At 64.6% G+C, this 12,296-nt stretch carries 15 protein-coding genes; 4 read left to right on the top strand and 11 right to left on the bottom strand.

Annotation, left to right across the window (positions count from 1 at the left end):
• Window positions 1–85 precede the first annotated feature (85 nt).
• Both BN1233_RS44410 and BN1233_RS02125 read right to left on the bottom strand, forming a co-directional pair.
• Window positions 86–253: a YqaE/Pmp3 family membrane protein gene (locus tag BN1233_RS44410; protein WP_046862384.1), complete on the bottom strand. Its 168-nt coding sequence runs from the start codon at window positions 251–253 to the stop codon at window positions 86–88.
• 174 nt (window positions 254–427) lie between these two features.
• A complete protein-coding gene (locus BN1233_RS02125; protein ID WP_052763670.1) occupies window positions 428–2,068 on the bottom strand; it encodes an ATP-binding protein in 1,641 nt (546 codons plus the stop codon).
• A gap of 197 nt (window positions 2,069–2,265) precedes the next feature.
• Here BN1233_RS02125 and BN1233_RS02120 point away from each other — a divergent pair, with 197 nt between their 5' ends.
• Window positions 2,266–2,910, top strand: a complete 645-nt coding sequence (locus tag BN1233_RS02120) for a transglutaminase-like cysteine peptidase (protein WP_046861817.1) — start codon at window positions 2,266–2,268, stop codon at window positions 2,908–2,910.
• Between the two features lie 360 nt (window positions 2,911–3,270).
• On the opposite strand, the gene BN1233_RS02115 is transcribed toward BN1233_RS02120, so the two are convergent.
• The 6 genes from BN1233_RS02115 to osmF all read right to left on the bottom strand — a co-directional run bounded on the left by BN1233_RS02115 (window position 3,271) and on the right by osmF (window position 8,549).
• The gene (locus BN1233_RS02115) at window positions 3,271–4,068 is read right to left on the bottom strand and encodes a glutamine amidotransferase (RefSeq protein ID WP_046861816.1); all 798 of its coding nucleotides are present in this window, start codon (window positions 4,066–4,068) and stop codon (window positions 3,271–3,273) included.
• Between the two features lie 66 nt (window positions 4,069–4,134).
• Window positions 4,135–4,608, bottom strand: coding sequence for a tellurite resistance TerB family protein (locus BN1233_RS02110; RefSeq protein WP_048708887.1), 474 nt, complete (start codon window positions 4,606–4,608; stop codon window positions 4,135–4,137).
• A 6-nt stretch (window positions 4,609–4,614) separates the two neighbouring features.
• The gene (locus BN1233_RS02105; RefSeq protein ID WP_244470856.1) at window positions 4,615–5,394 is read right to left on the bottom strand and encodes an ABC transporter permease; all 780 of its coding nucleotides are present in this window, start codon (window positions 5,392–5,394) and stop codon (window positions 4,615–4,617) included.
• A complete protein-coding gene (locus tag BN1233_RS02100) occupies window positions 5,391–6,317 on the bottom strand; it encodes an ABC transporter ATP-binding protein (protein WP_046861815.1) in 927 nt (308 codons plus the stop codon). The genes BN1233_RS02105 and BN1233_RS02100 overlap by 4 nt, the downstream gene beginning before the upstream one ends.
• Window positions 6,318–6,411: 94 nt before the next feature.
• Entirely contained in the window at window positions 6,412–7,557 is a 1,146-nt protein-coding gene (locus tag BN1233_RS02095; RefSeq protein ID WP_046861814.1) for an ABC transporter permease subunit, read from the bottom strand.
• Between the two features lie 41 nt (window positions 7,558–7,598).
• Entirely contained in the window at window positions 7,599–8,549 is a 951-nt protein-coding gene (gene osmF, locus BN1233_RS02090; RefSeq protein ID WP_046862380.1) for a glycine betaine ABC transporter substrate-binding protein OsmF, read from the bottom strand.
• Window positions 8,550–8,759: 210 nt separating this feature from the next.
• On the opposite strand from osmF, the gene BN1233_RS02085 reads away from it, so the two are divergent.
• A complete protein-coding gene (locus BN1233_RS02085) occupies window positions 8,760–9,149 on the top strand; it encodes a response regulator (protein ID WP_046861813.1) in 390 nt (129 codons plus the stop codon).
• A 358-nt stretch (window positions 9,150–9,507) separates the two neighbouring features.
• Window positions 9,508–10,200 (top strand): Crp/Fnr family transcriptional regulator, encoded by a 693-nt coding sequence (locus BN1233_RS02080; RefSeq protein WP_046861812.1) that lies wholly within the window; start codon window positions 9,508–9,510, stop codon window positions 10,198–10,200.
• A gap of 379 nt (window positions 10,201–10,579) precedes the next feature.
• Here BN1233_RS02080 and BN1233_RS46585 read toward each other — a convergent pair whose 3' ends face one another.
• Entirely contained in the window at window positions 10,580–10,825 is a 246-nt protein-coding gene (locus BN1233_RS46585; RefSeq protein ID WP_147706925.1) for a hypothetical protein, read from the bottom strand.
• 219 nt (window positions 10,826–11,044) lie between these two features.
• Between BN1233_RS46585 and BN1233_RS02070 the strand changes: the two genes are divergently transcribed.
• Entirely contained in the window at window positions 11,045–11,548 is a 504-nt protein-coding gene (locus BN1233_RS02070) for a L,D-transpeptidase (protein WP_046861810.1), read from the top strand.
• Window positions 11,549–11,631: 83 nt separating this feature from the next.
• Here BN1233_RS02070 and BN1233_RS50930 read toward each other — a convergent pair whose 3' ends face one another.
• Together BN1233_RS50930 and BN1233_RS02060 are read right to left on the bottom strand one after the other, a co-directional pair.
• On the bottom strand, window positions 11,632–11,931 hold the full coding sequence (locus BN1233_RS50930; RefSeq protein WP_046861809.1) for a CcdB family protein: 300 nt from the start codon (window positions 11,929–11,931) through the stop codon (window positions 11,632–11,634).
• Window positions 11,931–12,176 (bottom strand): type II toxin-antitoxin system CcdA family antitoxin, encoded by a 246-nt coding sequence (locus BN1233_RS02060; protein WP_046861808.1) that lies wholly within the window; start codon window positions 12,174–12,176, stop codon window positions 11,931–11,933. The genes BN1233_RS50930 and BN1233_RS02060 overlap by 1 nt, the downstream gene beginning before the upstream one ends.
• Between the last annotated feature and the right edge of the window lie 120 nt (window positions 12,177–12,296).

Genomic DNA, 12,296 nt, shown 5'->3' with positions numbered 1-12,296 from the left:
CGGAGATCGGATGGCCTGCACCGGGCGGGCCGGCGTGCGACAGACGGAGACGGCGCGATAGGGCTCGCCTCGGGCGGCGAGCCCTTCAGCGTGAATGCCTCGCGATGATCCAGACGGCGTGCACGATACCCGGGATGTAGCCCAGAATCGTCAGAAGGATGTTGAGCCAGAAGGCCCCGCCGAAACCGACGGTGAAAAAGACACCGACGGGCGGGAGGAGGATCGCGAGGAGAACGCGAATGAGATTGCTCATCTCGGAGTACCGGTGATCGCAAGGGCAAGCTAGCGCGTGAACGGCTGCCTCCGACGCCGGGTTCCCGACGGGCACGCCTTCGATCGCGTGGCTCATCCGTGTTCCGGCAATCGGGATGCCGCTCCAAACGATTCACCCACGTCGCTGTGAGCCGAGATCATACGAGACCGGGATTCAAGCCGCAGAACCCGCTGGTTCGACCTTTCGTGCCGCACGCAGCGTTCGCGCGATCACATCCAGCAGAGTGTCGCGCTTGAACGGCTTTCCGAGATGATCGTTCATGCCGGCTTCGAGAAAGACACGGACCTGCTGCGGGAGCACGTTCGCCGTCATGGCAACGATCGGGACATGGCGCGCTTCCCCATCGAGCGCGCGAATGCGCTGTGTCGCCGTCATGCCGTCCATGACGGGCATCTGGATATCCATCAGCACAACGTCATAGCTGTTCTTCTGAACCGCCATCACGGCTGTGGCGCCGTCGCTCGCGATATCGACGGTATGACCCGCTGCCTGGAGAACCGAGCGCGCGATCTCCTGGTTGATCTCATTGTCATCGACGAGAAGGATCGAAGCCGGTTGAAAGGAGGCCTCGGCGGAATGGGAAGGAACGTCGCGCGCGGGATTCTCGAAGACCGGTAGATCGACGGTGAACCAGAAGGTGGATCCTTCGCCAAGCTCGCTGTCGACGCCGATCTCTCCCCCCATGAGCTCGATGAGACGTTTCGAGATGGCGAGACCGAGACCGGTTCCTCCGAACTGGCGTCGAATGGACCCGTCCACCTGACTAAACCGCTCAAAGAGAAACTCCTTGCGATCCGCCGGGATGCCGATTCCGGTATCGCTGACGGAGAACCGCAACACGCAATGATCGCCCGCACCGAGCCGCTGCACGCGAATCGTGATGCTTCCAGCTGCCGTGAATTTGACCGCATTGTTCAGCAGATTGAGCAGAACCTGACGCAAGCGATCCTGATCACCCACGAGATGCGTCGGCAGCTCATCGTCGATCTCGCTATGGACGGCGAGCCCTCGCTTGACGGCGACACTCTTCACGATCGACACGGCATTGTCGACGAGCGCGCCGGGCGAGAAGGGGTGCGGCTCCAGCTCGATCTCGCCGGCCTCGATCTTCGAGAAATCGAGAATGTCGTTCACGACAGTCAGGAGCGCCGCGCCCGCCGTCTGGATCCGCTCGACATCGCGCCGCTTGTCGCCGCCGAGTTCCGATCGTTCGAGGAGAAGTTCGGTGTAACCGAGAATGCCATTGAGCGGCGTCCTGATCTCGTGGCTCATATTGGCGAGAAATTCGGCCTGTGCCTGTGCGGCGGCCTCTGCACGGTCCTTCGCGACAGCGAGCTCGACTTGCTGTCCGCGCAGGACCTGCAAGGCGCGAGCGATCGCACCGAGTTCGTCCTCCCGCTCCAGATGCGCGAAATGGCCTTGCATTTCGCCGGCCGCGAGCGTGCGAGCCATCATGGTGAGATCCTGTATCGGTTTCGTCAGCCGCAACATGTTCGCAAGCAGCAGGACGAGCAGCACCACGCCCGTGAGGATCACGGCGAGTACAAGGTGCGAGGAAAGCCGTTCGGCGTCGGCCAGAATCCGGTCGAGCGGCGGCTCGCCCATCAATGCCGCCGTCTCGAGAGCGGCGGCCAGCACAGCATGGCGCGTGTAGAGCGCGAGGGCGCCGGTGAGGACCAGGATTGCGCCGCCCCCCGGGAGAAGAAAGCTCCAGGCCAGTGATCGCCGCGGCTCTGCCGCGGTCGCTGATGCCGCTCCTGACGGAGCGCAAGCCATGGCCTCGTTCGTCATCATCGGGTCTGAAATCCAAGGCGTGATGTAAGGCACGACCTGTTAAGAAATTTACAGCTCAATTGTCGAATGAGCACCGTTTCGCCGACGGGCCGTGAAAGGAGGGATGGGGCAGGACATCGTGCCGGCCCGCCTCCATCGCCTCGGTCTGGCCCGCGACTTGCTTGCTCTCGGGAGAATGACAAGCGAGCGAGGGGAGTATGCCGGGCTTGTTCGACTGGGCGTGGAGGACCGTCATCGTCGCGGGCCTCCTCTTTGTAGGCATGCATCCCGACACAGCACGCGCCGAGGACAATGCCGGGCCCATCCCCCTCTCGACATCCATTCCTACATCCGGCCTCGAGGCACGCCCGACGCTGGCCTGGTCGGAGTTCTGCACACGAACCCCTGCCGAATGCACAATCGATCGATCCGAAGCCAGCCGTATTACGCTCGATTCCGATGTCTGGAGCAGGATCGTCGCCATCAACGAGCAGGTGAACCTCGCGATCGCGCCAATCCCGGACGATGTGCATTGGGGCGTCGAGGATCGCTGGGATTATCCGGACGATGGGCAGGGTGATTGCGAGGACATCCAGCTCCTGAAGCGCCAGCGCCTCGTCGAAGCGGGTCTGCCGCGGCGGGCCCTCAGGATGGCCGTCGTGCTCGACCGGGCCGGCGCGGGGCACGCCGTGCTCCTCGTCCACACGGATCGCGGCGACTTCGTCCTCGACAACACCGTCGGCGCCGTCCTTCCCTGGGACGAGACGGGCTACCACTTCATCAAGCAGGAAGGCCAGGACGAATTGGCCTGGATCGCATTCGGCGATCCACAACCGACTCCTACGGTGACGGCGCAGAAGTAGGTGTCACCGTCATTGCGTGTGCTGTGATGGAAGTGGACTTTGTGACTATTTTCATTTCCGGCAGTGCTCACCCGGCTCTCACGCCCTCCTCGTCATTGCGAACGCAGTGAGGCAATCCAGCGGCGCATCCGTTGACGGGTAGATTGCTTCGCCTCTGGCTCGCAAGGACGGAAGTGCAACGGAATGGGCAGTGCATCACGATTCCGGCTTGCAATGACGGGAGTGTGGCGGAAAGGGCTGTGCGCACCGCCCCGGCTCGTGATGACGAAGAGGCAAGTCACGGACCGTGCATTGTCGTCTGTGACTGACGATGAAGACACACGCGCGCAGAACGTCACAAGGGCGCGCTGCGCACCGTCATCATTCCCTGCGTTGACGTGCGCCTCTTCCGTGCGACGCGCGGCGAGGAGCGGCACCGTCACCCAGCCAGGCATCCAGGAAGGCGTCGAGCCAGTGCGAGACGTGCGGATCGTACATCAGGCGGCCCTCGATCTGGCGTGCTCGGTCCTGAGCGCCCGGAAGGGAAAGTCGCTCTGCGGCGCGGATGGTCCACCGGCACAGCATCGCGTGCGTGACCTCGGGGTGGAACTGCAGGCCGAAAGCACTCTCGCCGACGCGGATCGCCTGGGTCGGGAAATCGTCCCCTGTCGCGAGCGTCTCTGCACCGCGAGGGCAGTCGAAGCCCTCCCGATGCCAGTGATAGACATGGCTCGGCCAGGGCGCGCCGATTTCCGACGACAATGTCTCGCCGGCTGAGGTCGGAACGAGGGGATAATATCCGATCTCGGCGCGCCCCTCCGGATGCGCCCAGACCTGCGCGCCGAGTTGCCGTGCCAGCATCTGCGCACCGAGGCAAAGGCCGAGAAAGGGCTTGTTCTCGCCCAAGGGCACCTCGATCCAGTCGATCTCGGCCTTCACGTAATCCTCGGGATCATTCGCGCTCATCGGGCCGCCGAAGATCACTGCGCCCGCATGTTCGGCGAGCGTCGACGGCAAGGGATCACCGTAGCGCGGACGACGGATGTCGAGCGGATGGCCCCGCTCCTGCAGGAGGCGCCCGACCCGCCCTGGCGTCGAATGCTCCTGATGAAGCACGATCAGCACCGGGGACTTTGGTTTGCGCCTCCGGGTCTTCTTTCGATCCGGATCAGGACGCATGGACGAAATCTGTGAACACGGAAAGCATGGCTGGAGGGAATGGTCGAAAGCGGAAGGGATTCGCATTCAGTGCGTGTCGAGAGGGGGCGAGACGAGATGGCGTATCGCCTCCTCACGCAGGGCGACGACTTCCTCGTCTGAGAATCCGAGTCGCATCCCCACGCGCCAAAGCAGATCGTCCTCGAAGTCGTGAACGACGCCATCGATGGCAGCGATCCTGAAGCCGAGGGCGAGCAGACGCCCGCGCTCTTCCACGGAGACCTCGTGCAGGATGCGATTGATCACGGTCTGCGGGTCGGACAGATCGGACTCGGTCTCGTCCACGATTTTGAGGAGCCTCTCGGCTTCTGCCTCGGAAAGGCCGAAGCGGGCCGCGAGCAGGGTGTGCAGCGCACGCTCCTCGACATCGAGAATGCGGCCATCCACCTTCGCGACGAGCATGAGGAGTGCGGCAGCCGCAACATGGAGATCGTGCTCCTCGGGTGGTTCGGGCCCGAGCGCCCTGTCGATCAAGTCACGAAAGCCCGAGAAGAAATCCATGATGAATTATGTTGCGCGTATCGCGTCTCCTGCAAGGCTCGTGCTTGCATCCGACGCCGGCTGCACCTGCCACCAGCGCATGACGAGCAGGCAAAGAGCATCGGCCGCGCAGGCCATCGCCGCCGTTGCGGCGGCCCCCTGCAAGACCGTGACGTCGTTCTGGGTCTGCAGGCCGGTGATGATCGGCGTGCCGAGAGTCTGGGCGCCTGCCAAAGCACCGACGGCAGCCGTCGCAATGCCGAGGAGAAGGACCGTTCGGGCCGCATCGGCGAGCAGCGGTGCGGACAGCGGCAGCTCGACCTCGACGAGGATCTGGCGCCGCGACATTCCGAGAGCCCGCGCCGCCTCGAGAATGGTGGCCGGTAAGGTCTCGAAAGCCGCGGCGGTGGCGCGGTAGACCGGCATGATGCCGTAGATCGCGAGCGCAAGGACGGTCGGCAGGATGCCGAATCCGAGAATTGGGAAGGCGAGCGCGACCACGACGACCGGCGGGGTCGCTTGGGCGAGCGTCGAGAGCGAATCCGCGAAGGGCCGCAAAGTCACGAAGCCTTTGCGAGTCACCAGGATACCGAGACCCATGCCCAGGATGAGCGCGGGGGTGACACCGAAAGCTGCAACGGCCGCATGATCCATCGCGAGCACGATCAAGCGCTCCACCGGGACGGAACTCTGGGCCGGCCGGCCGAGGCCCTGGAGGAACATCGCGGCAACCGCGGGATGAGCGATCACGGCCGCCATCAGGGCGAGCACCAGGAGCGGGGCCGGACTGGTCCGCCCGTCGCTCACGGCGCCGTCTCCAAGATGGCGTGGAATGTGATGCTGCCCATCGCCCGCCCCTCGGCATCGACCACCCGCAAGCGCTCCCGGCCAGTCTCCATCATGCACAGGAGGGCCTCGCTGAGCGGGGCCTCGGCGGAAATCGACGGATCCTCGTCCTGTGCTTCGCCGGACACGAAGGCCCCGACATGGCGGCGGCGGAGGCGATCGAGAATCAAGGTGTCGGCCCCAAAGAGGTCGCGCGCAAACGCCCCGGGCTCGTGGGCGAGGATCTCCGGGCGGCTCGCGGCAACGATATGTCCGGCGCGGAGCACGACGATCAGGGTCGCGAGATCGAGCGCCTCCCGCGGGTCATGCGTGACGAGCAGGATCGTCTTGCCGGTCTCCCGATGGATCCGCGTCAGCTCTCCCTGCAATTCGCGGCGCGTGATCGGATCCACCGCCCCGAAGGGCTCGTCCATGAGCAGGATGTCGGGCTCGGCGGCGAGCGCCCGTGCCAGCCCGACCCGTTGTGCCTGGCCGCCTGAGAGCTCGTCCGGGTAGCGGTGCCGAAACGAACCATCGAGGCGGACGAGTTCGAGCATCGCATCGACCTGCGCATCGATGCGAGCGCGCGGCCAGCCCAGGAGCCGTGGCACGGTGGCGATGTTCCGGGCGACGGTCCGGTGCGGAAAGAGGCCGACGGATTGGATGACATAGCCGATCGAGCGGCGGAGCTCGGGTGGATCGAGCGCCATCACGTCGATGCCGCGCACGAGAACCCGGCCGCGGTCGGGCTCCACCAGCCGGTTGACGAGCCGGATCAGGGTCGACTTGCCGGATCCGGACGGCCCGACCAATACCCCTAAAGCGCCCTCCTGGATCGTGAGATTGACGCCTTCCAGGGCAGGTACGCCGCGATAACGGACGGTGACATCCTCGAAGACGATCATCGTGGCTTTCCGCTCGGCGGGAGCACCAGCCCGCGGGCCGCATCGGAGATTACTGCCGGACGACAGACCGGGACCACACCGCGTTGGGAGAGGCTCATCGCCGCGCTCCGGACCGGGGGAGCGCCAGCCCGAGGATCGCATCGGCGACCAGGGCCAGGACGATGATCGGAAGCGCCCCAAGGAGGATGAGGTCCGTCGCGAATTGCGCCATTCCCTCGAACACGAGGGCGCCGAGCCCGCCGGCGCCGATCAGTCCTCCGAGCGTGACGAGCCCGATGCTCTGGACGGCCGCGACCCGGAGCGCCGATGCGAGGACGGGCCATCCGAGCGGAAGGCGCACGGCGACGAGCAGTCGCCAGCGGCTGAAACCCATGGCCCGCCCGGATTCGAGCACCGCCGGATCAGGGCTGTGCAACCCGCCGACGAGCCCTCGCAGCAGGGGGAGCGCGCAGTAGGCAGCTACGCCGATCAGCGCCGGAGCGGGTCCGATGGCCCGGATTCCGATCTGCCTCAGGACGGGCATCTGGACGAGCAGGGCTGCGATGAGAGGGAGGAGCAGGGCGAAGAGAGCCACGGCCGGGATGATCTGAACGACGCTCAGGGCTGTCTGGGCTGCCGCGGCCGGCCGCGGCGCCGCGAGCGAAAGGGCGGCGATCGGCAGCGTGCCGACGAGCGCCAGGGCAAGCGCCCCGGCGGAGAGCACGAGGTGCTCGAAGATCGCGGCCTGCAATGCCTGCGACCTGGCCCTGGCCTCGACGACGAGGGACAGATGGTCGAGGAATCCTGCCGTCACGAGCGCAGCGAGACCCACGAACAACACGGCCGAGACGAGGAACGGGCCAGAGCGGGGGATGGCGAGCCGGGCCTGCTCCCAGGCGAGCGCCAGGAGCGCGGCGCCGCCGAGCCAGAAGCCGGCCCCGAGGGCTGCGCGTGCCGAGGGTGACTGCCCGGCGAGCGCCGCTTCGGCTGCCCTGCCGGCCAAAGCCAGTATCCCCAGGAGAGCCGCCAGGGTCAGCACGGGAGCCATGAGCCGTGCGGAATCCACGGCCGATCTCGACAGGAGCTCGGCCCCGATAACCAGGGCTGCGGCTCCGAAGAGCCAGATTCCCAGGGCATCGGCTGCCGCGACCGGCCGGCCCGGCAGCAATCGGTTGGGGGCGACGGAGAGTGTCGGGAGAACGGCCAGGGCCACGACGGCGACGACGGCAAAGGCGAGCCGGATTGCAAGAGCCGCACCCAACCCGCTTTTTTCCGGATCCCGCTCCTCTGGAGGCTCGGAGTTCAGGGCAGCAGGCCTTGCTGCTCGAGATAGCTCTTGGCGACTTCGCGGGCCGGCTGCCCCTCGACGGCGATCTGCGCATTCAAGCTCTGGAGACGATTGAGCGAGAGCGAGCCGAAGACGCGGGAGAGGGTCTGCGCCATGGCGGGGTAGCGATTAAGCACCTCGGCGCGAACGACCGGAGCGGGCTCGTAGACGATCTGCGCGCCGCGCGTATCCTCCATCACGACGAGATCGAGCGCCGCGATGGCTCCGTCCGTTCCGTAAACCATGGCGCTGTTCACGCCGCTCACGCCCTGGGCCGCGGCGCGCATCGTGACCGCCGTGTCGCCTCCCGGCAGAATGACGATCTGATCGCGGGGGAGCTTGAAATCGTAGACGCGCTCGAAGGCCGGGAGGGCGGCCGGGCTCTCGACGAACTCCGCGGAGCCGGCGAGCTTCAGCACGCCACCGCGCTTCGCGAGCCTGGCGAAATCCTCCATCGTCGCGAGATTTTCTCGCCGGGCGAGGTCGCCGCGGACGGCGATGAGCCAGGTATTGTTGGCGGGCGCCCGGTCGAGCCAGACGAGGTTGTACTTCTCCTTATCGAGTTTCTTCACGAGCTCGAAGGCGGATTGGGCCTTGGTCCATGCCTTGTCATTCGGGATGTCGTGAAAGAAGGCTCCGTTTCCGGTGTATTCGGGATAGATATCGATCTCGCCCGAGAGGAGCGCGGTGCGGACGACCTTGGTGGGCCCGAGGGACACCCGCTTTTCGACTGGAATGCCCTGATGCTCCAGCACGAGCGCGATCATCTCGCCGAGCAGGGCTCCTTCGGTATCGATCTTCGATGCGACGACGACCGGCTGCCGGGACTGGGCGAGAGCCCCCGTCGAGACCAGCCCGGACATCGCGGCGGAAGCGCACGCAAGACAGAGAGCCGCCACAGTGCGGCGCAGCAATCGTAAGGCCATCATCCCAAGTCCTTGTCTGTCCGTTCCGCAAAGTCTAGCGTGGCGAACCCGTGTTCGCATAGCCGACGCGTTCGTGTTTTAGTCGCTCACGCTGTTTGGGGAATGATCTCTCGCCTTAATCTATGTAATCGACGAAACCGTTCCCTTCATGAAGTTCTTCCCGGCGCCTGAGCCGAATGCTAATCTTTTCGTCAAAATAATGCGGGTTGGATGGACGTGATCGAAAGTCTGGCAGGTGACCTGAGCGGGCTGCGGGTCCTCGTGGTCGAAGACGAGGCCGCAATTTCTCTTTTGCTGGAAGATATGCTGCTCGATTTCGGCTGCGAGGTCGTGGGGCCGTCGGCGCGCCTCGCCGCCGCGCTCGAAGCCGTCGAGAAGGAAAAGGTCGACATCGCGATTCTGGACGTGAATGTCGCGGGCGAATCGATCTATCCGGTGGCCGAGGCTCTTCAGGCGCGCTCGATTCCGTTCGTCTTCTCGACGGGCTATGGCAGCCAGGGCATCAAGGATTCGTTCCGCGACCGGCCCGTCCTCCAGAAGCCGTTCGCCCAGCACGACCTCAAGCAGAAGCTCCTCCAGGCGCGCAGGAACGGGGATTAAGAGCCGCGCGCAGCGGCGGGCCAGATTCGTCTACGCTCGAGCCAGCCTCCATTCTGCGGTGCGCCTTCGGGAAGCGTAGCGGTTCCTTCTCTCGCCAGGGACGAGGCCGTTGCCCACAGGGCGACGGGTAAGGGTAGCCCCTCAAGGCAATCCTTCGATGCTTCGCGGGTCGGGCGCCGCATGGACAGCGCCCGCGTTCGATATCATCGCGTGTCTCTCTGGGCGTTCGCTGCTACAAAGCGGGAGTACGCAGCCCACCGGCCCTGAGCTTCATTGAGCGTTTGGCCGCGGCTTTCCGTGATGCCGATCACACGGGCTGGCGGGCCGAGCGTTCATTCTGGGATCGGAGGAGGACTTCATGCTCGCGCCGAAGCCCGAACCGAACGCACTGGCGCGGCTCCTCGCAGCGAACCCGTTCTTCGCTGGTCTCGGCGAGGAGGCCGTCAATGCGATTGCGGCCCTGTGCGTGACGCGCTCGCTCGGACGCGAGGAGGTGCTGTTCCAGAAGGGCGATGCAGGTGATGCGCTCTATGCCGTGCGGCGCGGGCAGATCCGCATCGCCACCGGCACGGATGCCGGCCGCCGGCTGACGCTGAATCTGCTCGGACCCGGCGACGTGTTCGGCGAGGTTGCCCTCCTCGACGGCCGCGCCCGGACGGCCGATGCCACCGCCACCGAGCCCACTGATCTGTTCATGATCCGCCGCCGCGACTTCCTCGATCTCCTCGAGCAACGGCCGCCTCTCGCGGTCCGGTTCATCGAGCTCCTCTGCGAAAGAATCCGGTGGATGAGTGACCGCATGGAGGAGAGTCTTCTCCTGCCACTCTCGGCCCGTCTGGCGCGGCGGCTTTCTGCACTCGTCGAGGATTACGGGGCGGAGCTGCAGGTCTCGCAGGAGGAACTCGCCGTCTTCGCCTGCGCGACCCGCGAGAGCGTCAACCGGCAATTGCAGGAATGGAAGCGGCGTGGGCTGGTCGAACTCGGGAGGGCTCGCATCCGCGTAGCGGATCCACAGGCCCTCGCCGCCGAGCGCCTTACTGATAGGGTTTGAGTCTCGGTCGGAAGGTCACTCCGGCGACAACCCACGAGGCCAGTTTGACCGCTAGTCATCGCGGTAACATTGCCCGTGAAGAGCTCGCGATGTGTGGATCCGGAGTTCATTCCGTTTCCGACAGTGCTCCTCGCGTTCTCAGGCCCTCTTCGTCATTGCGAACGAAGTAAAGCAATTCAAGAGCGCACTCGTCGACGGGTAGATTGCTTCGCCTGCGGCTCGCAAGGACGGGAGTGCAAAGGGACGGGCAGTGCTTTGCGCCCGCGGCTCGTAATTATGAAGTGGAGCCGCGTCGGGCTGGATGACTGCGGCCGGCATTGACGACATGTGCGAGGCGGACTGCCTCCCTGATCAAAATCGTTGCAGCGCGGAGGTGTCTTCAACTCTCGTCGAGGGCGCGGGCGACGTCGTCCGCAGTGCGCCGGGCGCTCACGTCCGACAGGCTGTTCTCGAGCGAGTCGGCTTCGAGCGCGTCCTGAATCGTATTGCGGTCCGGCCGCGTAGCGAGACCGCGGGCGAGGTCGACGATCTGCATGGCCTTATCGGCACATTCGGGAGAGATCCGGCCGATCTCCTCGGCCAGGGCGACGATCGCCTCGATGGTGGACTGATCCGACTTCGCCATGATGCGCTTCCGATCCGAACCGCCAAGCCTGCACTGGTCCGTCGCAAGAGGCTGCCCTACACTTGCGGCGATACCTTGACGCGCCGGGGGGACCGCAGCCATGGATCTGAAGCGCCGGATGATCGACCATTCGGATTCGGTCGATGTAATCTGCAGCAAGCGACAGGCTCTCCCTCCCTACTTCCATGAACGGACCGGGTTTCGGGTGGAGCGTCGGTCATGATCAGGTTCGGGCGGCGCGCTTCGCTGTTTGTCGTCGCTTTCCTCCTCAGTGCACCGGCCTCGGCGCGAGAGATCGTGCCCTATCGTGGAGAGGCGGAACCCGGGACGATCATCGTAAGGACGGAGGAGCGCAGGCTCTATTTCGTCCGTGATGACGGCACGGCCTGGCGCTATCCCGTCGGAGTAGGGCGGGCCGGGAAGCAATGGTCCGGGCATGCACGGATCGACGGAAAATACGTGAAGCCGGCTTGGTCGCCGCCGGACGAGTTACGGCGGGATAATCCGCGGCTGCCGGACATCATCCCCGGAGGAGCCTCGAACAATCCCATGGGAGCACGGGCCCTGACTCTCGACCGTGATCAATACGCGATCCACGGGACGAACCGGCCGGAGTCGATCGGCAAATTCGTCTCCTATGGATGCATCCGCATGCACAACGCAGATATCATCCATCTCTTCGATCAGGTGAGCGTCGGGACGCCCGTCGTGGTCTCACGCTGATTTTGCATCCCGACCAGTTGTAGCGGCACCGGAGTGATGAGGATTCCTGCTCACTGGTGAGTGCCTTGACGGGCTTGGACTATTCAGAAGCCATAAAAGACGAGATCGAGCGCGCGTTTGATTTCATCCTGGTATTCCTGAAGCGCACCGATCCGGCGCTGCAACTCGCGCAGCCGAACGGCTGCCATCTCCTGCATCAGGATGATGAACTGCGTTCCCTGGATCTCGATCACTGGGTTCAAGATGCTGATAACGTGCGTTCCAGCTCGCGGCACCAATGGCGCAACAATGCGAGTCGTAAGCTGGTCGAGCGCATCGGATTGAAGATCGAGAACATGGATGTTCGAGCGACCGACGCCAGCGTAGACATCGAACTGGGCCATCAGAAGCGCCGATAATCCTCGAGGATGAGTCCGTCCTGCTCGACGCGTTCGTTGTAGGCGTCGATGGCTTCTTGGTTCTCCTCCAGCCAACGGGCGCGACGGGCTCGAGTCACGTAAAGCACCAAGCCGGCCTCACATGCCTGAGACAGGTTGACGTCCAGGGCTTTGGCCTCCGCTACGAGATCGGCCGGCAGGGTCACGTTGGTTGCGCGACGGTTGGTTTCCTTAGCTCCTGAATGCAACATGCGCCCCCATGAAGGCATAATATGCGCATTTAATATGCGCGGAAAACAGGTGCAATCAAGACCCTACCCTTCTTGCCGACTCCATATCTTGTCGTCCTGGCGGAAGAGATTCCAGAACGG

It is taken from the genome of Microvirga massiliensis, from assembly GCF_001006805.1.
In the GTDB taxonomy this organism is placed as follows: Bacteria; Pseudomonadota; Alphaproteobacteria; order Rhizobiales; family Beijerinckiaceae; genus Microvirga; species Microvirga massiliensis.
Note: the sequence above shows the minus strand (reverse complement) of the source record. Positions and strands in the feature narration are given on the sequence as shown.

Excerpts from the sequence above, each read along its gene's own strand:
- osmF (WP_046862380.1), bottom strand. The coding sequence starts at position 8,549 with ATGGCCTTACGATTGCTGCGCCGCACTGTGGCGGCTCTCTGTCTTGCG.
- BN1233_RS02085 (WP_046861813.1), top strand. The coding sequence starts at position 8,760 with ATGGACGTGATCGAAAGTCTGGCAGGTGACCTGAGCGGGCTGCGGGTC.
- BN1233_RS02120 (WP_046861817.1), top strand. The coding sequence starts at position 2,266 with ATGCCGGGCTTGTTCGACTGGGCGTGGAGGACCGTCATCGTCGCGGGC.
- BN1233_RS02115 (WP_046861816.1), bottom strand. The coding sequence starts at position 4,068 with ATGCGTCCTGATCCGGATCGAAAGAAGACCCGGAGGCGCAAACCAAAG.
- BN1233_RS50930 (WP_046861809.1), bottom strand. The coding sequence starts at position 11,931 with ATGGCCCAGTTCGATGTCTACGCTGGCGTCGGTCGCTCGAACATCCAT.
- BN1233_RS02060 (WP_046861808.1), bottom strand. The coding sequence starts at position 12,176 with ATGTTGCATTCAGGAGCTAAGGAAACCAACCGTCGCGCAACCAACGTG.
- BN1233_RS02080 (WP_046861812.1), top strand. The coding sequence starts at position 9,508 with ATGCTCGCGCCGAAGCCCGAACCGAACGCACTGGCGCGGCTCCTCGCA.
- BN1233_RS46585 (WP_147706925.1), bottom strand. The coding sequence starts at position 10,825 with ATGGCGAAGTCGGATCAGTCCACCATCGAGGCGATCGTCGCCCTGGCC.
- BN1233_RS02125 (WP_052763670.1), bottom strand. The coding sequence starts at position 2,068 with ATGATGACGAACGAGGCCATGGCTTGCGCTCCGTCAGGAGCGGCATCA.
- BN1233_RS02100 (WP_046861815.1), bottom strand. The coding sequence starts at position 6,317 with ATGATCGTCTTCGAGGATGTCACCGTCCGTTATCGCGGCGTACCTGCC.
- BN1233_RS44410 (WP_046862384.1), bottom strand. The coding sequence starts at position 253 with ATGAGCAATCTCATTCGCGTTCTCCTCGCGATCCTCCTCCCGCCCGTC.
- BN1233_RS02110 (WP_048708887.1), bottom strand. The coding sequence starts at position 4,608 with ATGGATTTCTTCTCGGGCTTTCGTGACTTGATCGACAGGGCGCTCGGG.
- BN1233_RS02070 (WP_046861810.1), top strand. The coding sequence starts at position 11,045 with ATGATCAGGTTCGGGCGGCGCGCTTCGCTGTTTGTCGTCGCTTTCCTC.